We start from the raw sequence: 22,222 nt of genomic DNA on the forward strand, positions 1-22,222 counted from the left end.
TCCGAGCGCCCCTTACCCGGCCCCCTGGACCTCGTAGTCCCGGCCCAGGACCACGGTGACCGCGATCGTTCCGGAAGGCTTGCCCTTCTCGACCGAGTCGTCGGGCAGCCCCAGCGTCTTGGCCACCTCGACGGCCGTCGCCTTCTGCGCGTCATCGCCGTAGAAGACCTGCGAGGTCTTCTGGGTCGGTGCGTCGGCGCCGCCCACGAAGGCGTAGCCCCCGTTGACCAGGACGATCCGGGCGCTCTCGGACGCCTTCTTGCCCGACCCGTCCCGTACGGAGACCCGGGGCACCTCGCCCGCCTCGGGGGCGCTCACCTTGCCGCCCAGGATGTCCTTCACCACGCTGTCGCTCGCGCCTTCGGTCAGCGCGCCGTCCTGGTCGACCGGGAGCAGGGCGGTCTTGTGGTCGCCGACCTTGGCGTGGTCGGCGAGTTTGGCCAAGGAGGCGGCGAGGTCCCGCTCGGGGAGGGAGGGGTCGAGGATCTGCTGGAGGGTCTCGACCGTCACCGTGGCCGCCTCGGGGTCACTGGAGAACTTGCGCAGCACCCCGTACATGACCTGGCCGAAGCGCTGGAGCTGCTTGGCCTCTGCTTCGCCCGGCGCCCGATAGGTGGCGTAGGCGACGGCGGCACGGCCGTTCAGCGTCTGCTTCTCGCCCTTCTTGACGAGCGGCTCGGCCCCCTCCTTGGGATTGGGCACGTCCGTGTCGGTGTCGACCTCGATGCGGCTGAGGGACTCGACGAGGTTCTCCAGGTACGGGGTGTCGAGGCGCCAGGTGCCGGTGATCTTCGTTCCCAGCAGGTTGCCGATCGCTTCCCGAGTGCCGCTGGAACCGTCCTCCTCGACCGACTTCGCGAGGGTGGTCCCCACCCCGTCGACGCCGGCGACGACGACGGAGTTGGGGATGAGGACCGTGGTGCCCTGGCCCGTGGTCGCGTTGTCCACGAGCAGGGCGGTGGAGGTGCTGCCGTTCTTGAGGTCGTGGAGGTGGACGACGATCGTGGCGCGCTGCTGCGGGCCGGTCGCCGTGCTCCCGCCCTTGCGTTCCGGGTCGGAGGAGCCGGGGAAGAGGCCGGCGGACCAGAGGTAGCCGACGCCTCCGACGACGGCGAGGACGAGGACGACGACGAGCGCGATGGTCCGGTTGCGCCCGCGCCGCCTGGCCTCCTCGCGCCGCTCCGAACGGCTCTCGGTGAACTTGAGCCAGTCGATGACGTCCTCGGAGTCCTCGTCGGGCTCCTCGACGAAGGAGAACTGTTCGGTGCGGTAGTCGCCCTCGCCCTTCCGGGTCGGGGCGGACCGCTCGGAGGCGGGACGCTGGCCGGGGACTCCGGTCGGTGCGGCCTGGGCGGGGACCGGGGTGGGGTCCACCGGGGCGGCCTGGGCGACGGTCGGGGCTGCCTGGACGGGAGCCGGGGCGGGATCGACCGGGGCGGCCCACTGCTGTCCGGTGTCGTACGACGGATAGGCGTAGCCCTGCTGCCCGTAGGGGTCGTACTGCGGGGACGGGGCCGGCTCCTGGGCGTAGGACCCCTGCGAGTAGGGCCCCTGGGCGTACGGGTCCTGGCCGTACGCCTGCTGCTGGCCGCCGTACGGGTCGTAGTGCTGTGCGGGTGCCTGCGGCGGCACCTGCTGCTGGTACACCGGCTGCCCGTACTCGTCGTAGCCGATGATCTGCGGCTGCGGATAGTACGGGTCGTACGGGTGTTGCTGATCGTTCACCGGTGGCCCTCCCCGAAGCTCACTCGCCGCGGTACAACTGGCGCTTGTCGATGTAGCGCACCACGCCGTCCGGGACCAGGTACCAGACGGGATCGCCCTGCGCGACCCTCGCCCTGCAGTCGGTGGAGGAGATGGCGAGCGCGGGCACCTCGACGAGGGAGACGCCGCCCTTGGGCAGTCCGTCGTCGGTGAGGTCGTGGCCCGGTCGGGTGACGCCGATGAAGTGGGCGAGCGCGAAGAGCTCCTCGGCGTCGCGCCAGGTGAGGATCTGCGACAGCGCGTCGGCCCCGGTGATGAAGAAGAGGTCCGAGTCGCTGTTGAGAGACCGCAGGTCCCGCAGGGTGTCGATGGTGTAGGTCGCGCCACCGCGGTCGATGTCGATGCGGCTGACCGAGAACTGCGGGTTGGACGCCGTGGCGATGACCGTCATGAGGTACCGGTCCTCGGCGGCCGAGACGACCTTGTGGCTCTTCTGCCAGGGCTCCCCGGTCGGCACGAACACCACCTCGTCCAGGTGGAACAGGGCGGCGACCTCACTGGCCGCCACCAGGTGTCCGTGGTGGATCGGGTCGAAGGTTCCGCCCATCACGCCGAGTCGGCGCTTGCCGCGCCCGCCAGTAGGCACTTCCTGCTCTCCCATGCGTGCAGAGCCTACTGGCACGGCGGCGGACGCCGGATCAGCGGCCGTCGGTTCAGCGGTCGCGGTTGAAACGGGTGGTGATCCACAGCAGCAGCAGGAGGGCGCCGAGGGCGCCGAAGCCGGTGAGGTAGGGGTTGAGGCTGTCGTGGTTGCCGCCGTGCTCGGCACCCTCGGCGAGGGTGACCAGGTGGACGGCGGTGCTGTGGAGGCTCATCTTCGGCAGACCTATCGATCGGGAATGGGAGCGGAGACTTCGCGCACATCGTATGCGGGCCGTCCCGGAGCGATCACGCCGACTCAGGCGTTGGCATCACGGTCGGCGTCCTCTTCGCGGGAGGCGTCTTCCGTGCGGTACCCGCGGAGCAGGAACCAGGCGAGCAGTGCACCGCCCACGAGGGAGACGAGCAGCACGATCCGGAGCGTGTCCCCCGGGCCCTGCTGGGCGGTGGTCGCCAGCAGGTCGGCTGCGGCGTCGACGGTGTCCGGCATGTCGGTCGTGCCCTTCGGTCGTCCTCGGGGCCCGGAGTTATCCACAGGCCCCCGGCACACGGTAGCGCCAGCACCTACGCTGGGGGCAGTCAGGGGGACGAGCATCGATCTCGTACGAACAGGGGGCATCCATGACCGAGAAAGACCAGGGGAGCACGCCGAGCAGGCAGCGGAAGCGGTTCCCCGGCATCTCCTCGAGGGCCTACGAGCACCCGGCCGACCGCTCGGCGCTCGTCGCCCTGCGGAAGCTCAGCGGGTTCGACACCGCCTTCAAGGCCCTCAGCGGGCTGCTGCCGGAGCGCAGCCTGCGGCTCCTTTACCTGTCGGACTCCGTCCGGGTGAGCGACGCACAGTTCAGCCACCTCAACGACATGCTGAGGGACGCCTGTTACATCCTGGACCTGGAGAAGGTCCCGCCGATGTACGTCACCCAGGATCCGAAGCCCAATGCGATGTGCATCGGCCTGGACGAGCCGATCATCGTGCTCACCACCGGACTGGTAGAACTCCTCGACGAGGAGGAGATGCGGGCGGTCGTGGGCCACGAGGTCGGCCATGCGCTCTCCGGACACTCCGTCTATCGCACGGTCCTGTTGTTCCTCACCAATCTGGCCCTCAAGGTCGCTTGGATCCCGCTCGGGACGGTGGCGATCACGGCCATCGTGACGGCGCTGCGCGAATGGTTCCGCAAGTCGGAGCTCTCCGCCGACCGTGCCGGGCTGCTCGTCGGCCAGGACGTCCAGGCCTCGATGCGCGGCCTGATGAAGATCGCCGGCGGCAACCACCTCCACGAGATGAACGTGGACGCCTTCCTCGCCCAGGCCGATGAGTACGAGAAGGCCGGGGACCTGCGGGACTCGGTCCTGAAGATCCTCAACGTGCTGCCGCGCTCGCACCCCTTCACGGCCGTCCGGGCGGCGGAGCTCAAGAAGTGGTCGGAGAACCGCGACTTCCAGCGGATCATGGACGGGCACTACCCGAAGCGCTCGGAGGACAAGGACACCTCCGTCACGGACTCCTTCCGCGAGTCGGCGGGGCACTATGCCGACACGGTGCGGAGCAGCAAGGATCCGTTGATGAAGCTGGTGGGGGACATAGCCGGTGGGGCCGGCGACCTGGCCGGTGATCTGGGCGGCCGGCTGCGCAACCGGTTCAGTGCCGGCCAGGCCGGAGGAAAGGCCGGCGGCGGCTCGGCGGCCGGAGACGGCGGCACGACCGGCGGGGGGAAGGCCGACGGCACGGCCGGGGACGGTCAGAGCGAGGGCTGAGCGTTCGGCGCCAGCACTCCGCACAGCGCGGGGGCAGCGGGCCGGGCGGTGGCGTACGGGTCGGTGACGGCCGGGACGCGCCCCGTGTCCGAGGCTCGCGCCCCTGCCAGGAGCGGTTCCAAGGAGCCCGTGGTGTCGGCACCGCACGCCTGGGGGCCGGCCTCCACGGTGCTGGTCAACAGCTCGGCACGGTGCATCCGCAGGTCCTCGCGGTCGAAGCGGAAGTGCACCACGCGGTGGACGGTGAAGAGGGAGGCCGCTCCGACCGGTCCGGCGCCCTGGACAGCCGGACGCAGGGCGTAGGTGTACGTGTGGTCCGCGGTGACGTCCAGGGTGTCGGGGCCGACCTCCTCGAAGCGGAGGGTGCCCTGCACCCGGGCGGCGGGCTCGGCGAGCGCCACCTGACCGGGGTCGAAGCGGATGAGCCAGCCCGCGAGGGCGTGCTGGCCGTCGTTGGCGGGAGACTCCACGCTCCGGTCGAACTGTTCCAGCTGGTCCGGGTCGAGCAACAGGCGCACTGGACGCACGGTCGCCCCGGACAGCACGTCGGGCTCCAGGCCGGAGGTCACCAGGTAGTCCTTGGCGATGCTGAGTGCGGTGACGACCTGGCTCTCGGCGAAGTGGGAGGTGCGCCCGGTGACGGGAAGGTTGATGCCCGCGGCCCCGGTGCGGTACTCGGCGGCCGGGCTGTGGGAGAAGAGCTGGGCGGGTGCGCCGCCGGGGACGGGGCCCTGGGGGGCGAGCGGGACCACCGTGGTCCGCAGCGACTCGGCGCGCTGGTCGACCGGGGGCTGGTACGGGGTGCGGGCGCCCAGGTAGATGGCGGTTCCGAAGGCGAGGAGGATCAGCAGGACGAGCAGGACCGTCGGGCGGGAGCCGCTCCGGCCCTCCCGGGTGGAACGGCTGCGGACGGCCAGGGCGTGCTCGCCCATCCGTTCCCGGGCCGAGAACTCCTGGAGGCGGGCAGCGCGGATGAACGCCTCGTCGAAGACGAGGGACCGGTACTCGTCCTCACCGCCGGGGACTCCCTCGGGTGTCCCCTCAGGCGGGTCGCCACGCCCTGCCATACCTTCAGGGTAGGTCTGCGGGCGCCTCTATAAACTCCCAGGTACACGACAAGTTCGGAAGAATTCGGCCGTCGGAGTGGCCCCGGGCCGAAGAAAGACCGACGGGGCGGGAGTACCCACGGGGGTCGGTGGCGCGTTGCGGGTGTCCCCGTCGGTCCACGACGTCGCCGCTCCTGCTGGACCGTGCCTAGCGGGGCGATGTCGACCGTGCGACGGGCGCTTCGGCGGCGGGTGGGGCCGGGTTCGGGTTCGGAGTGTCGACGCCGCTGGTGGCCGGCGGCGGAACCTGGTCGTCACGGTTGGCCGCAGCGCCCCGGTAGACGGCGCTGAAGGCGAGGGCGACCATGCCGACGCCCATGACGAGGGCGAGGACCCAGGCGACGGGGCGGTGCCAGCGGGCTTGGCCCCGGTAGGGGCGCAGGGCCCCGCCGTGACGGCCGTAGGGGCTGGCGTCGTCGCCGACGTCATCGGGTTCGTAGGTGGGGCCCACGAGGTCGTGGCCGTCTTCGTAGGGGTCGTCCTCGGCGGATCCGACTCCGGCACGGGCGCGGGCGGCCTCGGCCTCGGCACGCGCCTGGGCGGCGGCGAGGAGTCGCTCCACTGCAGTGGGCTCGTGGATGGTGGCGGCCCTGACGAAGTCCTCGTCGAAGACCACGGCGGCCTGTACCTCGTCAGCGCCTCCGCGGTCGACAGCGTCCTCGGGGTCTCCGCCGTCCTGGAACGGCTGGCCCCCCACGTCGTCCGGCACGGAATCAGAGTAGACCCGAAAGGTGGTTTTGGGCAGGGAGAGTGCGAACCCTCCCCGCCCGTACCGAAAGGAGGCATTACCTCACGTGACCGTCGCCCGTGACGATGTACTTGGTCGAGGTGAGCTCCGGGAGGCCCATGGGGCCCCGGGCGTGGAGCTTCTGGGTGGAGATGCCGATCTCGGCGCCGAAACCGAACTGGCCACCGTCCGTGAACCGGGTGGAGGCGTTCACGGCAACCGTGGTCGAGTCGACCAGCTGGGTGAAGCGGCGCGCCGCGGCCTGCGAGGTGGTGACGATCGCCTCGGTGTGACCGGAGGACCACATCCGGATGTGCTCGACGGCCTTGTCGAGGGAGTCCACGACGGCGGCTGCGAGGTCGTAGGAGAGGTACTCGGTCTCCCAGTCCTCGGGCGTGGCCGGCACGACCGTGGCCTTGGAGCCCTCGGCGAGGGCGAGGATCCGCTCGTCGGCGTGGACGGTGACGCCGGCCTCGGCGAGCGCGGCGAGGGCCTTGGGCACGAAGGCCTCGGCGACGTCCTGGTGGACGAGGAGGGTCTCGGCGGCATTGCAGACGCTGACCCGCTGGGCCTTGGAGTTGATCAGGATGTCGACGGCCATGTCCAGATCGGTCTGGGCGTCGACGTAGACGTGGCAGTTGCCTGTGCCGGTCTCGATGACCGGGACGGTGGACTCCTCGACGACGGTCTTGATCAGCGATGCCCCGCCCCGCGGGATCAGGACGTCGACGAGACCGCGGGCGCGCATCAGTTCGCGGACGGATTCGCGGGACTCTCCGGGAACGAGCTGGATCGCGTCGGCGGGCAGTCCGGCGCCGCCGACGGCGTCGCGCAGGACGGTCACCAGGGCGGTGTTGGACGCGTATGCAGAGGAGGAGCCGCGGAGCAGGACGGCATTGCCGGACTTGAGGCAGAGGGCTGCGGCGTCGACGGTGACGTTGGGCCGGGCCTCGTAGATGATGCCGACCACGCCGAGCGGGACGCGGACCTGGCGCAGGTCGATCCCGTTGGGGAGGGTGGAGCCGCGGACGACTTCGCCGACGGGGTCGGGCAGCGCGGCAACGTCACGGACATCGGCGGCGATGGCCCGGACGCGCTCCGGGGTGAGGGTCAGACGGTCGATGATGGCCTCGCTGGTCCCGGCTTCGCGGGCCTTGGCGATGTCCACGGCGTTGGCCTCGACGATCTCGTGGGTGCGGACTTCGAGGGCGTCCGCGATCGCGAGGAGCGCATCGTCCTTGGCCGCGCGCGGGAGTGGCGCGATTTCGGCGGCGGCGCCACGAGCTTGGTAGGCGGCCCGGGCTACCGGGGAGAGGTTGTCGAGGGGCGTGAGCGAGGTCATGTCCGCAGGGTACTGGCAGCCCTGCGGACACCCCTCACTCATCCCGCGGTCCGAGACGGGGCTGGGCACGGGGGCGCGCTCCCGCCCGTCAGTACGGGTGGACGCCGACCGGGGCGGCGGGGGGCGGGCCGTAGCCCTCCGCGACCCGCTGGTGGTAGGTCTCCCGGTCGATGACTTCAAGGCCGACGATCTCCCACGGCGGCAGCTTGGCGGTCTGTCGGTGCTCGCCCCACAGGCGCAGGGCGACGGCAGCCGCGTCGTGCAGGTCGCGGGCCTCTTCCCAGTACCGGATCTCGGCGTGATCGTTGGCGTAGCGACTGGTCAGCAGGAAGGGATGGTCGTGGGCCAACTGTTCGAGCCCCCGCCGCACCTCCTGCAGCGGTGACTCGACGCCCGACACGCTGAGCGTGATGTGCCAGAGCTTGGACACGGGCCGTTCCTCGGCGCGTGCCCCTGGTGTCTCGCGTGCCCCGTCCGTGTGGGTGGTGGTCTCGGTCTTCCTGTCCGTGGACCTGTCCCGTGCCTCGTCGAAGTCGGCTCCGGCCTCGACACTGGTCAGGGCGCGTTCGGCAGTCCCGCGGGGCGGTGCCCCTGGGCGCGCTCGTCTCACCGGCGGCCTCCTGTGTGATGCGTGTAGTGCTGTACCCCGCCTTGCTCTTCATCCCCGAAACAAAGTTGACCAGTCCGAGGCGGTACTTGGGGCGGTTTTGGTGAACGTCCCTTCCGGATGGCCGCAGTTTCAGCCGTTTCGGCGGGTGGTGTTCGATGACGTACGGTCCGCGGCGTTCAGCCGATGACGACGAGGTCGTCGCGGTGGACGACTTCCCGTTCGTACTCGGGCCCCAGTTCCTTGGCGAGTTCACGGGTGGAACGGCCGAGCATCCGGGGCAGTTCCTTGGCGTCGAAGTTGACGAGGCCGCGGGCGACGGCCCGGCCGGAGGCGTTGCGGAGTTCCACCGGGTCGCCGGCCACGAAATCGCCCTCGACGGCTGCGATGCCGGCCGCGAGCAAGGACTTCTTGCCCTCGACCACGGCCCGTACGGCCCCGTCGTCGAGGCTGAGGGATCCCTGGGGCGTGGAGGCGTGGGCGAGCCAGAGCAGCCGGTCGGCGGAGCGGCGGCCGGTGCGGTGGAAGTAGGTGCCGGTGTCCCGACCGGTGAGGGCGTCGGCGGCACGGCTCGCGGAGGTGAGGACGACGGGGATGCCGGCGGCTGCGGCGATCCGGGCCGCCTCGACCTTGGTGACCATGCCCCCGGTGCCGACGCCCGCCTTGCCGGCCGAGCCGATCTCGACGTGCGCGATGTCCGTGGGCCCCGTCACCTGCGCGATGCGCGAGGTGCCGGGCTTGGACGGGTCTCCGTCGTACAGCCCGTCGACGTCGGAGAGGAGCACGAGCAGGTCGGCGCGGACGAGGTGGGCGACGAGGGCTGCGAGCCGGTCGTTGTCGCCGAAGCGGATCTCGTCCGTGGCAACGGTGTCGTTCTCGTTGACGACGGGCATCGCCCCCATCGCGAGGAGCTGGTCCAGGGTGCGGTACGCATTGCGGTAGTGGGCGCGCCGGCTGGTGTCGTCGGTGGTGAGGAGGACCTGGCCGACGCGGACGCCGTAGCGGGCGAAGGAAGCGGTGTAGCGGGCAACGAGGAGGCCCTGGCCAACGCTGGCGGCGGCCTGCTGGCGGGCGAGGTCCTTGGGGCGGCGGGTGAGGCCGAGGGGGGCGAGGCCGGCGGCGATGGCGCCGGAGGAGACGAGGACGATCTCCTTCTCGCCGCCGCTGCGGACCTTGGCGAGCACGTCGACGAGGGCGTCGACGCGGTCGGCGTCGAGCCCACCGGAGGCGGTGGTGAGCGAGGAGGAGCCGATCTTGACGACGATCCTGCGGGCTTCTGCCACGTACTGCCTCGCCATGTCCCTCTCTCCGGTCACCTGTGTCGCCCTCGCTCGGTCGTCCCATGCGCCGCGCGCTCCCCGCCGCGGCTGCCCAGGCAATCTACGCGAGTCTGGAAGGCTGTCGCTCGTCCGTTCCGCTCCCTGGACCGGACCCGGCGGGGGCGCGGCGGCGGCCGCGCGGGGCCAGGATGCGCTGGGAGATCACATAGGTGAAGGGGATCGCGACGACGGCCGCGATGAGCGGAGCGAGCCGGTCGTCCGTTCCGGCCCAGCTGACGAGCGCGTACAGGCCGACGCTCTGCACCAGGTAGTTGGTGACGTTGGTGAGCGGGAAGAGGGCGAACTTCTTCCAGGTCGGTCGGGTGCGGTAGGTGAAGTAGGTGTTGAGGAAGAAGGAGCCGGTCATGCTGAGGAGGAAGGCCAGGGTGTACGCGGCGAAGTAGGGCATCCACGGGTGCAGGAGCAGGTAACACCCGAAGAACGTCAGGGTGTTGACTCCTCCGACCAGGGCGAAGCGAATGATTTCCGCGAGCCGTGCCCGCCGGCCTCCGGAACCGGGGCCAGGGCCGGAACCGGGGCCAGGGCCGGGACCGGGGCCAGGGCCGGGACCGGGGCCAGGGCCGGAACCGGGGCCAGGGCCGGAACCGGGGCCAGGGCCGGGACCGGGGCCAGGGCCGGGATCGGGGCCAGGGCCAGGGCCATCGCGGGGGCCGGAGCCGGGATCGACGGGGGAGCCGGTACCGCCCGCCCGCCCCCGCCCCATCAGCGCTCCCGCTCGCCGGTCACGACGCGGATCCGCTCGGCGGCGGCGGCGCGCTCGGCGGCCGCCCGGCCGAAGGAGCGGTGGGTCTCCTTCACCAGGAAGTGCGGCCGGCGCTTGGTCTCGTAGTAGATGCGGCCGATGTACTCGCCGATCAGTCCCAGCATCACCATCTGCACTCCCCCGAGTCCGACGATGATCGCGACCAGGGTGACGTAGCCCGGGGCCGTGATGCCCTGGGTGAGGGCGGCGACGGTCACCCAGACCGCGTAGAGGACGGCGAGGCCGGTGAGCATCATGCCGAGCCAGAGGGCGATGCGCAGCGGGCGGTTGTTGAAGGAGATCAGCCCGTCCATGCCGTAGTTGAGCAGGGAGCTGAACTTCCACTTCGTCTCCCCGCCCTCGCGGGCGGCGTTCTGGTAGTCGAAGGCGACGGTGTCGAAGCCGATCCAGGAGAAGAGGCCCTTGGAGAAGCGGTTGTACTCGGGGAGCGAGAGGAGGGCGTCGACGGCGGGACGGGAGAGCAGTCGGAAGTCGCCCACCCCGTCCGCGAGTTCCACGTCGACCCAGCGGTTGACGGCCCGGTAGTACACGCGGCTGAGTGCGGTGCGGAGCTTCTTGTCCCCCTCTCGGGTGCGCCGTGCCATCACCTGGTCGTGCCCCTGGTGATAGAGGTCCAGCATCCGCGCGAGGAGCTCGGGCGGGTGCTGGAGGTCGGCGTCCATGATGACCACGGCGTCCCCGCTGGACTTCCGCAGACCGGCGAGCATGGCGGCCTCCTTGCCGAAGTTGCGGCTGAAGGAGGCGTACTGGGTGCGCCGTGGGTGCCGGACGGCGATCTCGCGCAGTTTGCCCAGCGTGCCGTCGGAGCTCCCGTCGTCCACGTAGCAGATCTCGTAGCCGACCGGGAGCGCGTCGAGGGCCTGTCGCATCCGTGCGTCGAACCGTTCGACGACGTCCTCTTCGTTGAAGCAGGGGACGACGACGGAGAGTCTGGTCATGGAACGGTCACTCCAAGGGGGTGGATGGGAGTACGTCGCGAGGGGCCGATGCCGGGGCCTCCTCCCGGCGCGGCCGCACCGGTGTCTCGCAGTGGCCGCCCGACGCCGTCCGGGCAGCCACGCCCCGTCGGCATGTCGTCCATGGGGCACAGCATGTGGGGAAGATATTGATATACCGGGCATTTTCACCCATTTGTCACCCATAGGGGCGACGCGCCACGGACCTCGGCCAGTTGGAGCGGTGACCGGTGAGCAGGACGACCATCTCGAAGCACGGTGCCGCACGGACGCACCACGACGGGCAGGAGGAACGGGACATCGACGGCGCCACGACGAAGGGCGGGACCGGGACCCGAAACCGTCCCGGGCGGGCACTGCGCTGGACGACGCTCGCCGTCGGCGCGGGCGCCGGGGCGCTGCTCTCGGTCGGCGCCTTCCTCGGCGTTTACGTGCGTCCCACGTCGGACGACTGGTGCGCACTCTGGAAGACCCGGGACATGGGGGCCCTGGGCATTGCCTCGGACTTCTACCGCACCCAGAACGGGCGCGTCACCAATGCCCTCCTCACCGGACTCCTCTACACCGACGGCATGCGGGGCCCGAAGCTGTTGCCCGCCCTCCTCGTCGTCGCGCTGGGCCTGGGCCTGTTCCTCCTGGCCCGAGAAGCGCTGCGCGCGCTGCGCCTGCCGTTCCCCGTGGTGGCGACCTCCGCGGCGGTCCTGGTGGTCGAGGCGCTGCTGTTCTTCGCGGGGACCCGCGCCTACCAGGTGCTGCTCTGGGCGCCGGCCACCCTGTCCCACACCCTTCCGAGCACCATCGGGGTCTGGGCGGCCCTGTCCGCGGTGTGGGCGGCCCGCAGCCGCCGCCCCTGGGCCCGGTCCGCAGCCGTCGGCTCGGCCGTGCTGACGGGCGCGGCGATCGGCACCCTCAGCGAACCCTTCGTCGCGATGTCCGGGTTGGCGGCCTCCGCAGCAGGGGTGCTCTGCCTCCCCCGGCTGCGCCTCACCCACGACCGCTTCGCGTCGACCTGGTGCGCCGCCTGGTGCCTCGGCCTACTGGTCGGCACGGTGGTGCTCGTCACGTCCCCCGGCGCCCGCTGGCGGCGCGCACAGCAGCCGGAGCGCCCCCTGTCACTGGCGGAACTCGGAGAGACGTTTCAGGACTGGTCGCGCATCTGGGAGACGATCGGCGGGCAGTGGGCGTACGCGGGCGCACTCGCCGTCGGGGTACTGCTCGGCCTGGCGCTGGCGCCACGGACCGGTCGCCCGGTCGAACGGCCGAACGGCCCTGCGCGCGGCACGCTCCTCATCGCCGCCGCACTGCCCGTGCCCCTGATCGCACTCGGGAGCCTCGTCTCCGCCTACGGCCTGCGCGCCGGATACGGGGCGGACGGCTGGACGTACGCCCGCACCTGGACGAGCTTCCTCCTGGCGTTCCTCCTGGCGCTGTGCGGTTACGGTGCGTGGCTCGGTTACCGACTCCGTCTCCGCACCGCACCGCATGCGGCCCCCGCGGGAGCTCCGGAGCCGGAGACGCCGGTCGCCGGAGACGCCTCCGACGGCGCTCCGTCCCCTGCGGCTCGCGCCATCCGCCTCCTGACCCTGTTCGCCGCCGGGGTGGTCGCCGCGGCGAGCACGGCGGCCCTGGTGCCGCCCGTGCGGACGCTGACCACCCTGACGGTGGCGCGCGCCCTCGCCTGGGACTCGCAGGACGCCCGCATCCGTGCCGAGGCGGCTGCGGGTGCCGGGGAGGTGGCGTACCGTCCCCTCCGCATCGGCAGCCTCGCGGAACCCTTCTTCACCAACACCCCCGCACGGGACTGGGTCGCGCAGTGCGCCGCCCGCTACTACCGGGTGGACCAACTGCGCCAGCCCTGAGCCCGACACGCCGGACCACTGTGAAGCCTGTCACTTCCGGGGGTCGAGAAGGGGCGGATCCGAGGTACCTTCTCGCCGTCCGTGCAGACGCCTGCGCCCCCGCTCCGTGAAACGACCACCCGTAGGGGGGACTTCTCCGCGTGCGCGGACCGTCGGCCCCTCGCCCCGCTCCCCTCCCGCGAGGATCGGGACACGACGCCCGGTGCCGCGCCCGCGAGGGGCGGCGAACCGGGTGGCCAACACCAGGTAGCTTGGGTGTGTCTGGAGGAAAGACAAGTGGATCGAGGTGCAAGTGCCTGACGTCTCCGTGGTCGTCATCGCCTACAACGACGCAGAGCGTCTCCCGACGGCCGTTCAGTCGGTACTGGATCAGACCCTGCGCGGCGTCGAAGTGGTGATCGTCGACGACTGCAGCAAGGACCACACCTTCGAGGTCGCCCAAGCGCTCGCCGCTGCGCACCCGGACCGGGTGCGGGCTTTCCAGCTGCCGCAGAACAGCGGCGGGTGCGGAGCGCCCCGCAACTACGGCGTCCAGCAGTGCGCCGGGGACTACGTCATGTTCCTCGACAGCGACGACGTGCTGGAGCGCAACGCCTGTCGCAACATGCTGGAAGCCGCCGAGAGCACCGGCTCCGACATCGTCTCCGGCCTCTGCGTCCGGGTGCACCTGGACAGCCGCAGCCAGAAGGAGACCTCCTGGTACCCCTGGCTCTACTCCAGCACCCGGACCATCGATTCGATCACCGAACTGCCGGACCTGCTGACCTACGACACCCTGTCGACGAACAAGTGCTACCGCCGCGGGTTCCTCCAGGAGTCGGGGCTCGAGTTCCCGGTCGGCATCCACTACGAGGACCTGCTCTTCTCGGCCCAGGCCTACGTCGCCGCCCGGCGGATCACGCTCATCCCGAACACGGTCTACTACTGGAACGTCCAGGAGAGCGCCGCCGCCAAGTCGATCAGCAACCGGCGCCACGAGATCGCCAACTTCATGCACCGCATGGAGATACACCGCCGGGTGGACGCCCTGCTCGAGAGCAAGGGCTACGACGAACTCAAGTACCGCAAGGACATCAAGTTCCTCAAGCACGACCTGGTCCTCCACTTCCGTGACCTGGCCCTGCTCGACGAGGACTACCGCCGGGAGTTCGCCGAGCTGAGCAACGGCTACCTCGCCGAGATCGCCCCCCGGGCGTACGAGGAAGTGCAACCGCTGCACGCCATCTGCGCCTACCTCCTGAGCAAGGAGGACTGGGAGCAGCTCCTCCGGGCCACCGAGGCGCTCACCAATCCGGGTCGCCTCACCTCCCCGCTCGCCGAAGTGGACGATCGGATCTACTGGTGCGACCAGCACCTGGAGACCGAGCAGGGGCGCCAGATCCTGGACGTCACAGCCCTCGGCTTCCATACCCGGCCGCTCACCGCGCTCGCCCTCGGCAACAAACTGACGTCGTACGAGAGCACCGACGGCGTGGTCCGGCTCGCCGGCCGTGTGGTCAACCCGCTGGGACGGATCGCCCCGGACGCGAAGCTCAAGGCCGTCCTGGAGTTCTCGGCCCGCCGGAGCGTCGGCGGCAAGACCGCCCGCATCCCGGTGGAGTCGGTCCGGCACGCCGGCGACTGGATCGAGTGGGAGGGAACGGCGGATGTCGCCCGCACCGTCCGTCCGCTCGGCATCATCGACGTGGTCTGGGACGTCCGCCTGATCCTCACGGCCGACGATCAGGAACTGCGCACCCGGGTATCGGTCGGCGGCACCTCCCTCGACGACGCCCGCTCCCTGAAGGTCCGCCCGCGGCTGACGACGCTGGTCTCCGACCGCTTCGTCCCGGAGATCACCAAGAAGGGCAACCTCTCCTACGTGCTCTCCGCCGAGGGCAAGGCCGCCGTGCACACGACCTCGATGATCGAGGGCGCCATGCACGGGCGCACCGCCCGTCTGGCGAAGACGAGCCTGCGCCGCCTCCTCAAGGCGAAGAGGAACCTGGGCTCGGGCGAGACCAAGCTGCGCGTCTACCACGAGCTCTACAGCAATCTCCCGATCCGCAAGGGGCTCGTCGTCTTCGAGAGCCACCTCGGCAAGCAGTACAGCGACAGCCCCAAGGCGATCTACGAGGAGATGCGCCGCCAGGGCGTCGCCTTCGACGCGGTCTGGTCCTACGCGGGTGCGAAGCCGACCGGTTTCCCCGAGGACGCCACGCTCGTGAAGCGCTGGAGCTGGCAGTACTTGCGGGCGCTCGCCCAGGCCGAGTTCTGGATCGACAACCAGGGCTTCCCGCTGCGCCTCGCCAAGCGTCCGGGGACCACGTACATCCAGACCTGGCACGGCACGGCCCTCAAGCGGATGGGCTTCGACGAGCCCCGGACCAAGGCCGGCGGGCTCGCCGCCCAGGCGTCCTTCCAGAAGTCGCTGGACCGCTTCGACCACTTCCTGATCCGCGGCGAGCACGACCGGCGCACCCTCGCGAAGGCCTTCCGGCTGCGCGACGAGGTGCTGCTGCCCGTCGGTTACCCGCGCAACGACGAGCTCGCCGTGACGCGTCGCGAGGAGGCGGAGAGCGGTACCCGCAAGCGCGGCCCGCTCGCCGCCGAGCTGGGAATCGATCCGGAGAAGAAGGTGCTGCTGTACGCGCCGACCTTCCGGGCCGCTCCGGGCGGCAAGGTGCGCGCCTTCCAGGCCCCGTTCGACGTGGAGGAGTTCGCCGAGCGCTTCGGCGACACCCACACCCTGCTGATCAGGACGCACTACCTGAACAGCGTGACGCTGCCGCCGTCAGTACGGGGACGAGTCGTCGACGTCTCGGGTCACCACGACATCACGCCGCTCCTCGCACTCGCCGACGGGCTGATCACCGACTACTCGTCCGTGATGTTCGACTACGGGCTCCTCGACCGTCCGATGATCTTCTTCACCTACGACTACGAGGAATACGCGAAGGAGAACCGGGGCACCTACTTCGATCTGAAGGAGCACGCGCCGGGGCCGGTGGTGGCGACGGAGGAGGAGCTCTTCGGAGTGATCTCGAACTTCAAGGACGAGGCCGACACCAAGTACGCAGCCGCCCGTCAACGGTTCAACGCAGCATTCAGCGAGTACGACCGGGGCGACGCGGCCCGCCAGATCGTCGCCAAGTTCTTCACCGGGAGCGGCAAGTGACCGACCAGACCACCGTGTCCGGTGGCCGCGACATCTTCATCGTCTCCAACAGCGTCGACGAGATGGGCGGTGTGACCACCTGGACGCACCAGATGGCACGGGAGTTCACCGGCCGCGGCCACCAGGTCCACGTCATCGGCATCACCCCCGCCCCCGCGGGCCGGCAGCACGAGTTCCTGGACCCCCTGCCCTACCCCACCACCACGCTGTACGACGCGCACCCGCCGCAGGTGAAGCCGCTGCGCGGCATCAAGGGCAAGCTGAACGCGGCGGAGCGGCGGAACCACGCCGCCCGCGCCGCAGGCGTGCGGGAGCGGGCGGACCGGATGACGGCGCTGTTCGCCGCCGCCCGGCCCGGCGCGATCGTGATCGTCACCCAGGTGTGGGCGATGGAGTGGGTCTCCCTCGCCGACACCAAGGGCCACGTGGTCATCGGCATGAGCCACGAGTCGTACGCGGCCAGCGCCGCGTCCTCCCGCCTCGCCCGCGTGAAGCGCTACTACCAGGACGTCGACCGGCTCCTCGTCCTCACCCCCGGCGACGCCGACCAGTGGATCCGCGCCGGCATGGACAACGTGGGCCACATGCCGAACGCCCTGCCGTTCATGCCCGAGGCCCCGGCACCGCGCAGCGAAAAGATCGTCGTCTCCATCGGTCGCCTCTCGCACGAGAAGGGCGTCGACATGCTGGTCGACAGCTGGGCCGAGATCGCCCCGCGTCACCCCGAGTGGAAGCTGCGGATCTACGGGACCGGCGACGAGGAGCAGTCTCTGCGGCAGCGGAGCACCGATCTGGGCCTCGACGGCTCCGTGGAGTGGATGGGCCGTACCAATGACGTGCTGGGCGCCCTCTCCGGGGCTTCGGTCTTCGCACAGGCCTCTCGTGCCGAGGGCTTTCCGATTACCCTCCTGGAGGCGATGGCGGCGGGCGTGCCCTGCGCTGCGTTCGACTGCGCGCCCGGTGTCCGGGAGATCATCCGGGACGGCGAGGACGGGCTACTCGCCCGGCTCGGCAACACGATGGAGCTCGGTGGCCACATCAGCACGCTGATCTCCGACGGAGAGCTCCGCGACCGGATGGGCGACGCGGCTTTCGAGAACGTGAAGCGGTACGCGGCCGACGAGATCACCGACCGCTGGGAGGCGCTGTTCGCCTTCCTGGAGCGCTGACGGCGCAGCGGAGCGGGACGCCTGGAAGACGAGGAGAAGGGGACGGAGAGCAGAAGCTCTCCGTCCCCTTCTCCCTTCGGCTCCGCGCCTTCCTCCGGTCAGACGCTCGCACCACGGCGCGCGACCCACCCGGCCCAGGCGGACTCGATCATGTCGCGCACGTCGTGACGGGCCTTCCACCCCAGCTCCGACGCGATGCGATCGGCGGCGGCAACGACCCGGGCGGGGTCGCCGGGGCGTCGCGGGGTGACCAGCGGCTCGGTGGTGTGGCCGGTGATCTCATTGATCAAACGGACCATCTCGGTGACCGAGACGCCCTCGCCGCGCCCGATGTTGACCGTCAGGTCGCCCGGTTCGCCCGCCTCGGCCCACTCCGTGAGCTTCCGCGCGGCGACGAGATGCGCATCGGCCAGGTCCTCGACGTGGATGTAGTCGCGGATGCAGGTGCCGTCGGGCGTGTCGTAGTCGTCGCCGAAGATCCGCGGGGACTCACCGGCGTCGAGGCGCTCGAAGACCATCGGGACCAGGTTGAAGACGCCGGTGTCGGCCAGCTCGGGAGTCGCCGCCCCCGCCACGTTGAAGTAGCGCAGGCAGGCCGTGGAGATGCCGTGGGCGGCACCCGCGGCACGCACCAGCCACTCTCCCACCAGCTTGGTCTCGCCGTAGGGGCTGAGGGGGAGGCAGGCGGTCTCTTCGGTGACGAGGTCGACGTCCGGCATCCCGTAGACGGCAGCGGAGGAGGAGAAGAGGAAGTTGCGCACCCCTGCGGCGGCAACGGCCTCCAGGAGGACGGTGAGGCCGATGACGTTCTCGCGGTAGTAGTGCAGCGGCAGTTCGACCGACTCGCCGACCTGCTTCTTCGCGGCGAGGTGGACGACGCCCGTCACGCCGTGCTCGGCGATCGTCCGGTCGAGGACCTCGCGGTCGAGCGTGGAGCCGATCACCAGGGGCACGCCCTCGGGCACCCGCTCTTCGTATCCCGTGGACAGGTCGTCGAGGACGACGACCCGCTCCCCCGCCTGCGTCATGGCACGGACCACGTGAGAGCCGATGTATCCGGCGCCGCCGGTGATCAGATAAGTCATGGTGCTCCAAACCCTTTCACTGAGAACTGCGGGCGAGCCGACGAAGCCGGGCTCTGACCGCCTGGAACCCGTCCCGGGCACCGGGTGCGATCCGTATCGCCAGCGAACCGTTCGCCGTGGCGTACTGCTGCACCAGAAGTACACCGTACCGGCTGCTCGGGAGCACCGAGCGCCGCTGGGATCCGTCCGGCGGCCGGAGCGAAGTGGTGTACGACTCTCCGTTCGCACAGGTCACCGTGGCTGTGACATCCCACAGTTGGACGCCCTGACGGCCGCGTCTGCGTCCTTCGCCGGCCAGCACGGTGAAGCCGACCGGTACCCGGGCCGCCCAGCGGTCCCCAGTGCCGTCGGGCATCGCCCCGGCGCGCAGTTCGACCCGCTCGGTACGGGCGGGCTCGGTGTCCCCGCGCGGCAGGAACGCGAGTTCGGCTGTACGGGGGCCGGCTTCGGCAAGCCGTCCGTACAGGTCCCGCACCGTGAAGTGCAGATCGCCGCCGCCGCTGGTACGCAGGACCGCGTCCACGACGAACGGCAGTTCCTCCAGCGGCAGCCGGTCCATGCCGTCGAGACGGGCCTCGGGCAGGTCCTCGGCCCAGACGGCATCGACACAGGTACCGGCGTAGGGCGGCAGCAGCCGTGCCGGGGTGGCGGACAGCCGGGAAAGACGCAGCAGGTCACGCGGTTCCCTCGCGGCCGACAGGAAGCGGGCGGTCCAGCGCGCGGGAGCGACAGCGGCGGCGATCTCCTCCTCGCGGAAGCCGGCGAGGTAGGCACGCGTGGCGGCCCACCACTCGGCACGGTGCCCTGCGTCACGCAGCCTCAGGTCCCTGGCGTACATCCGCAGGTCGTGCTCAAGGAACTTGGTTCGGCAGGCAGCGGCGAGATCCGCGCGTCCCGCCTCGGCGAAGGCCTCGACGGCCGCGCGGTGGGCGGCGATCCGCGCCTGCCAGTTGGAAATGCCCTGACGGTCGAGGGAGATGGACAGCTGGGCTGCGGCCCGGCGGACGTGCCAGACGTAGACCGTGTCGGGAACCACGGCGACGCGGGGGACCGCAGCGTACACCCGGGCGGTGAAGAGGAAGTCCTCGTAGACGAACCGGCCGTCGGGGAAGCGGATACCGTGCTCGTCGAGGAAAGTGCGGTCGTACACCTTGTTGACGCAGAGGGTGTCGTGGACGAGGGAGCGGAGTTCCTCGGGCGTTTCCAGGACGGTCGGCTCCCGGTAGAGCCCGGGCTGCCAGCGGACGTCCCTGCCCTCGGGGAGTTCACGCCGTACGCAGGCGCCGACGGCCACCGGGGCGCGGTGCCGTTCCGCGGCGGCGACCAGGGCCTCGGCGGCACCGGCCGGAAGGATGTCGTCGCTGTCCAGAAACATGACGTACGGGGCGGTGGCGGCCCGGATCCCGTCGTTGCGCGGGCTGCCGCACCCTCCGCTGTTCTCCGTGCGGCGCACCACCCGCAGCCGGGGGTGCCGTGCGGCGAGTTCATCGAGCACCCGGACCGTGCCGTCGGCGGAGCAGTCGTCGACCGCTACGACCTCGGCCACCACGGGGCCCTGGTCGAGCGCGGATCTGATGGCCTCGGCGACCAGGGCCTCGTCGTTGTAGGCGATGACGACGACGCTGAGCCTGCCGGCGGTTCCGGGCGGGGGAACGGTACTCACGACCGAAATCCTACGGGAGCCCCCGGCCCGCCTTCCGGCCAGCCAAGGGCTCCCGCTCCTGCTAGAACGGGTCGAACTCGTCGTACTCGCGCTGTGCGTCGTCATGCTCCGCCTGCCGGTCGCGGCGACGCTGCGCCGCCGGCCGCGGGGCCTCCAGGCGGTGGTCCTCGCCGCGGCGGCCGAGCATCTCGGCGCCGGCCATCATGGTGGGCTCCCAGTCGAAGACGACCGCGTTGTCCTCGGCACCGATCGCGACGCCGTCGCCCGCACGGGCACCGGCCTTCATCAGCTCGTCCTCGACGCCGAGGCGGTTGAGCCGGTCGGCCAGGTAGCCCACGGCCTCGTCGTTGTTGAAGTCGGTCTGGCGGACCCAGCGCTCCGGCTTCTCGCCGCGCACCCGGTAGACCTCTTCGTGCTCGTCGTAGGTGACGGTGAAGCCCGCGTCGTCGACGGCCTTCGGACGGATGACGATGCGGGTCGCCTCCTCCTTCGGCTTCGCCGCACGCGCCTCGGCGACGATGCCGGCGAGGGCGAAGGAGAGCTCCTTGAGACCGGTGCGGGCCACGGCGGAGACTTCGAACACCTGGTAGCCGCGCTCCTCCAGGTCCGGGCGGATCATGTCCGCGAGGTCCTGGCCGTCCGGGATGTCGATCTTGTTGAGGACGACGATCCGGGGCCGGTCCTCCAGGCCGCCGTACTGCTTGAGCTCCTCCTCGATGACGTCGAGGTCGGTGACCGGGTCGCGGTCGGACTCCAGCGTCGCCGTGTCCAGGACGTGGACGAGCACGGAGCAGCGCTCCACGTGCCGGAGGAACTCCAGGCCGAGGCCGCGGCCCTGGCTCGCGCCCGGGATCAGGCCCGGCACGTCGGCGATGGTGTAGACGGTCGAGCCGGCCGTGACCACCCCGAGGTTCGGGACGAGCGTGGTGAACGGGTAGTCCGCGATCTTCGGCTTGGCGGCCGACAGCACCGAGATGAGCGAGGACTTGCCCGCGCTCGGGTAGCCCACGAGCGCGACGTCGGCGACGGTCTTGAGCTCCAGGACGATGTCCCGCGCCTCGCCGGGCTCGCCGAGCAGCGCGAAGCCGGGGGCCTTGCGGCGGGCCGAGGACAGTGCGGCGTTGCCCAGGCCACCGCGACCGCCCTGGCCGGCGACGAAGGTGGTGCCCTGGCCGACCAGGTCGGCGAGGACGTTGCCCCGCTTGTCGAGGACGACGGTGCCGTCGGGCACGAGCAGGACGAGGTCCTGGCCGTCCTTGCCGGAGCGGTTGTCGCCGGCACCGGGCTGACCGTTGGTCGCCTTGCGGTGCGGCGAGTGGTGGTATTCGAGGAGGGTGGTGACCGACTGGTCGACGACCAGGGTCACATCGCCGCCACGGCCGCCGTTGCCGCCGTCCGGGCCGCCGAGCGGCTTGAACTTCTCCCGGTGGACGGAGGCGCAGCCGTGGCCTCCGTTACCCGCGGCGACGTGCAGCTCGACGCGGTCCACGAAGGTGGTCATGGTTCTGTGCCTCCAGAGGAATACGGGTGGAATGTCTATCTAGTAACACGCGAAAGGCGGACCCGCTTCCCTTCCGGGAAGTGAGGTCCGCCTCCGCAAAGATCCGATCAGGCGACCGGAACGATGTTCACGACCTTGCGGCCACGGTGGGTGCCGAACTGCACCGAACCGGCCTGCAGGGCGAACAGCGTGTCGTCGCCGCCACGGCCGACGCCCGCGCCCGGGTGGAAGTGGGTGCCGCGCTGGCGGACCAGGATCTCACCCGCGTTGACGACCTGACCGCCGAAGCGCTTCACGCCGAGCCGCTGGGCGTTGGAATCGCGACCGTTCCGGGTGGACGATGCGCCCTTCTTGTGTGCCATTGCTCAGTCCCTCTTTACTTCGCGGCCGTCGGGATCGCGGTGACCTTGATCGCCGTGTACTGCTGACGGTGACCCTGGCGACGGCGGTAGCCGGTCTTGTTCTTGTAGCGCAGGATGTCGATCTTGGCGCCCTTGTGGTGATCCACGACCTCGGCCTCGACCTTGATGCCGGCCAGGACCCACGGGTCGCTGGTCACGGCGTCGCCGTCGACAACGAGCAGGGTCGAGAGCTCGACCGTGTCGCCAACCTTGGCAGTGGAAATCTTGTCAACCTCAACGATGTCGCCGACAGCAACCTTGTGCTGGCGACCACCGCTGCGCACGATGGCGTACACGCGGATCTCTCTCTCACTCGGGATGAAACCTCTGACGCCAGCCACTCACACGGACCCGGAGGTCCGTGGCGTTCCGGAATCGGACGAGCGGCCTCTCCCGACGAGCGGGAGGGAGGTGCTCAGAGGCG

21 protein-coding genes are annotated in these 22,222 nt (G+C 70.5%); 4 read left to right on the plus strand and 17 right to left on the minus strand.

Features of this window, described 5'->3' with window-relative positions:
• Window positions 1-12 precede the first annotated feature (12 nt).
• The 4 genes from ACFW22_RS21860 to ACFW22_RS21875 form a co-directional block, all read right to left on the minus strand.
• Complete coding sequence (locus ACFW22_RS21860; protein ID WP_386407170.1) at window positions 13-1,725, minus strand: LytR C-terminal domain-containing protein; 1,713 nt, start codon at window positions 1,723-1,725, stop codon at window positions 13-15.
• A 19-nt stretch (window positions 1,726-1,744) separates the two neighbouring features.
• Window positions 1,745-2,365, minus strand: coding sequence for a nicotinate-nucleotide adenylyltransferase (gene nadD / locus ACFW22_RS21865; RefSeq protein WP_384874552.1), 621 nt, complete (start codon window positions 2,363-2,365; stop codon window positions 1,745-1,747).
• A 52-nt stretch (window positions 2,366-2,417) separates the two neighbouring features.
• Window positions 2,418-2,579, minus strand: coding sequence for a hypothetical protein (locus tag ACFW22_RS21870; protein ID WP_384874550.1), 162 nt, complete (start codon window positions 2,577-2,579; stop codon window positions 2,418-2,420).
• An 83-nt stretch (window positions 2,580-2,662) separates the two neighbouring features.
• Window positions 2,663-2,854 carry a hypothetical protein gene (locus tag ACFW22_RS21875; RefSeq protein ID WP_386407174.1) on the minus strand — a complete coding sequence of 64 codons (192 nt, stop codon included), beginning with the start codon at window positions 2,852-2,854 and terminating at the stop codon, window positions 2,663-2,665.
• Between the two features lie 131 nt (window positions 2,855-2,985).
• Between ACFW22_RS21875 and ACFW22_RS21880 the strand changes: the two genes are divergently transcribed.
• A complete protein-coding gene (locus ACFW22_RS21880) occupies window positions 2,986-4,122 on the plus strand; it encodes a M48 family metallopeptidase (protein WP_386407177.1) in 1,137 nt (378 codons plus the stop codon).
• Here ACFW22_RS21880 and ACFW22_RS21885 read toward each other — a convergent pair.
• The 8 genes from ACFW22_RS21885 to ACFW22_RS21920 form a co-directional block, all read right to left on the minus strand.
• Window positions 4,107-5,189, minus strand: coding sequence for a hypothetical protein (locus ACFW22_RS21885; RefSeq protein ID WP_386407180.1), 1,083 nt, complete (start codon window positions 5,187-5,189; stop codon window positions 4,107-4,109). The genes ACFW22_RS21880 and ACFW22_RS21885 overlap by 16 nt on opposite strands.
• A 187-nt stretch (window positions 5,190-5,376) precedes the next feature.
• Window positions 5,377-5,937: a hypothetical protein gene (locus ACFW22_RS21890; protein ID WP_386407182.1), complete on the minus strand. Its 561-nt coding sequence runs from the start codon at window positions 5,935-5,937 to the stop codon at window positions 5,377-5,379.
• Window positions 5,938-6,013: 76 nt separating this feature from the next.
• Window positions 6,014-7,297, minus strand: coding sequence for a glutamate-5-semialdehyde dehydrogenase (locus ACFW22_RS21895; protein WP_386407185.1), 1,284 nt, complete (start codon window positions 7,295-7,297; stop codon window positions 6,014-6,016).
• Between the two features lie 88 nt (window positions 7,298-7,385).
• Window positions 7,386-7,907: a hypothetical protein gene (locus ACFW22_RS21900; RefSeq protein WP_386407188.1), complete on the minus strand. Its 522-nt coding sequence runs from the start codon at window positions 7,905-7,907 to the stop codon at window positions 7,386-7,388.
• Window positions 7,908-8,083: 176 nt separating this feature from the next.
• The gene (gene proB, locus ACFW22_RS21905; protein WP_386407191.1) at window positions 8,084-9,202 is read right to left on the minus strand and encodes a glutamate 5-kinase; all 1,119 of its coding nucleotides are present in this window, start codon (window positions 9,200-9,202) and stop codon (window positions 8,084-8,086) included.
• An 82-nt stretch (window positions 9,203-9,284) separates the two neighbouring features.
• Window positions 9,285-9,707: a GtrA family protein gene (locus ACFW22_RS21910; RefSeq protein WP_386407259.1), complete on the minus strand. Its 423-nt coding sequence runs from the start codon at window positions 9,705-9,707 to the stop codon at window positions 9,285-9,287.
• Window positions 9,668-9,886, minus strand: coding sequence for a hypothetical protein (locus ACFW22_RS21915; protein WP_386407265.1), 219 nt, complete (start codon window positions 9,884-9,886; stop codon window positions 9,668-9,670). Before ACFW22_RS21915 ends, ACFW22_RS21910 begins: the two co-directional genes overlap by 40 nt.
• A gap of 60 nt (window positions 9,887-9,946) precedes the next feature.
• Complete coding sequence (locus ACFW22_RS21920) at window positions 9,947-10,945, minus strand: glycosyltransferase family 2 protein (protein WP_386407193.1); 999 nt, start codon at window positions 10,943-10,945, stop codon at window positions 9,947-9,949.
• A gap of 248 nt (window positions 10,946-11,193) precedes the next feature.
• Here ACFW22_RS21920 and ACFW22_RS21925 point away from each other — a divergent pair, with 248 nt between their 5' ends.
• The 3 genes from ACFW22_RS21925 to ACFW22_RS21935 all read left to right on the plus strand — a co-directional run bounded on the left by ACFW22_RS21925 (window position 11,194) and on the right by ACFW22_RS21935 (window position 17,148).
• Window positions 11,194-12,822 (plus strand): hypothetical protein, encoded by a 1,629-nt coding sequence (locus tag ACFW22_RS21925; RefSeq protein WP_386407196.1) that lies wholly within the window; start codon window positions 11,194-11,196, stop codon window positions 12,820-12,822.
• Window positions 12,823-13,108: 286 nt separating this feature from the next.
• Window positions 13,109-15,979, plus strand: coding sequence for a CDP-glycerol glycerophosphotransferase family protein (locus tag ACFW22_RS21930; RefSeq protein ID WP_386407199.1), 2,871 nt, complete (start codon window positions 13,109-13,111; stop codon window positions 15,977-15,979).
• Between the two features lie 62 nt (window positions 15,980-16,041).
• The gene (locus ACFW22_RS21935) at window positions 16,042-17,148 is read left to right on the plus strand and encodes a glycosyltransferase (RefSeq protein ID WP_386407262.1); all 1,107 of its coding nucleotides are present in this window, start codon (window positions 16,042-16,044) and stop codon (window positions 17,146-17,148) included.
• 98 nt (window positions 17,149-17,246) lie between these two features.
• Here the strand turns inward: ACFW22_RS21935 and galE are convergent, their stop codons facing one another.
• The 5 genes from galE to rplU all read right to left on the minus strand — a co-directional run bounded on the left by galE (window position 17,247) and on the right by rplU (window position 22,094).
• Window positions 17,247-18,233 carry a UDP-glucose 4-epimerase GalE gene (gene galE, locus ACFW22_RS21940; RefSeq protein ID WP_386407202.1) on the minus strand — a complete coding sequence of 329 codons (987 nt, stop codon included), beginning with the start codon at window positions 18,231-18,233 and terminating at the stop codon, window positions 17,247-17,249.
• Between the two features lie 16 nt (window positions 18,234-18,249).
• On the minus strand, window positions 18,250-19,896 hold the full coding sequence (locus ACFW22_RS21945) for a glycosyltransferase family 2 protein (RefSeq protein ID WP_386407205.1): 1,647 nt from the start codon (window positions 19,894-19,896) through the stop codon (window positions 18,250-18,252).
• A gap of 61 nt (window positions 19,897-19,957) precedes the next feature.
• A complete protein-coding gene (gene obgE / locus ACFW22_RS21950; protein WP_386407208.1) occupies window positions 19,958-21,397 on the minus strand; it encodes a GTPase ObgE in 1,440 nt (479 codons plus the stop codon).
• 107 nt (window positions 21,398-21,504) lie between these two features.
• Window positions 21,505-21,759 carry a 50S ribosomal protein L27 gene (gene rpmA / locus ACFW22_RS21955; RefSeq protein WP_010041940.1) on the minus strand — a complete coding sequence of 85 codons (255 nt, stop codon included), beginning with the start codon at window positions 21,757-21,759 and terminating at the stop codon, window positions 21,505-21,507.
• A 14-nt stretch (window positions 21,760-21,773) separates the two neighbouring features.
• Window positions 21,774-22,094, minus strand: a complete 321-nt coding sequence (rplU, locus tag ACFW22_RS21960; protein WP_030211179.1) for a 50S ribosomal protein L21 — start codon at window positions 22,092-22,094, stop codon at window positions 21,774-21,776.
• Window positions 22,095-22,222: the final 128 nt, after the last annotated feature.

Origin of the sequence: Streptomyces sp. NPDC058872 (assembly GCF_042743065.1) — a bacterium.
Classification (GTDB): Bacteria; Actinomycetota; Actinomycetes; order Streptomycetales; family Streptomycetaceae; genus Streptomyces.

What these genes read in the sequence shown, in the direction of transcription:
- nadD (WP_384874552.1), bottom strand. Translation starts at nt 2,365, where the DNA reads ATGGGAGAGCAGGAAGTGCCTACTGGCGGGCGCGGCAAGCGCCGACTC.
- ACFW22_RS21870 (WP_384874550.1), bottom strand. Translation starts at nt 2,579, where the DNA reads ATGAGCCTCCACAGCACCGCCGTCCACCTGGTCACCCTCGCCGAGGGT.
- ACFW22_RS21875 (WP_386407174.1), bottom strand. Translation starts at nt 2,854, where the DNA reads ATGCCGGACACCGTCGACGCCGCAGCCGACCTGCTGGCGACCACCGCC.
- ACFW22_RS21880 (WP_386407177.1), top strand. Translation starts at nt 2,986, where the DNA reads ATGACCGAGAAAGACCAGGGGAGCACGCCGAGCAGGCAGCGGAAGCGG.
- ACFW22_RS21885 (WP_386407180.1), bottom strand. Translation starts at nt 5,189, where the DNA reads ATGGCAGGGCGTGGCGACCCGCCTGAGGGGACACCCGAGGGAGTCCCC.
- ACFW22_RS21895 (WP_386407185.1), bottom strand. Translation starts at nt 7,297, where the DNA reads ATGACCTCGCTCACGCCCCTCGACAACCTCTCCCCGGTAGCCCGGGCC.
- proB (WP_386407191.1), bottom strand. Translation starts at nt 9,202, where the DNA reads ATGGCGAGGCAGTACGTGGCAGAAGCCCGCAGGATCGTCGTCAAGATC.
- ACFW22_RS21915 (WP_386407265.1), bottom strand. Translation starts at nt 9,886, where the DNA reads ATGGCCCTGGCCCTGGCCCCGATCCCGGCCCTGGCCCCGGTCCCGGCC.
- ACFW22_RS21920 (WP_386407193.1), bottom strand. Translation starts at nt 10,945, where the DNA reads ATGACCAGACTCTCCGTCGTCGTCCCCTGCTTCAACGAAGAGGACGTC.
- ACFW22_RS21935 (WP_386407262.1), top strand. Translation starts at nt 16,042, where the DNA reads ATGGGCGGTGTGACCACCTGGACGCACCAGATGGCACGGGAGTTCACC.
- galE (WP_386407202.1), bottom strand. Translation starts at nt 18,233, where the DNA reads ATGACTTATCTGATCACCGGCGGCGCCGGATACATCGGCTCTCACGTG.
- obgE (WP_386407208.1), bottom strand. Translation starts at nt 21,397, where the DNA reads ATGACCACCTTCGTGGACCGCGTCGAGCTGCACGTCGCCGCGGGTAAC.
- rpmA (WP_010041940.1), bottom strand. Translation starts at nt 21,759, where the DNA reads ATGGCACACAAGAAGGGCGCATCGTCCACCCGGAACGGTCGCGATTCC.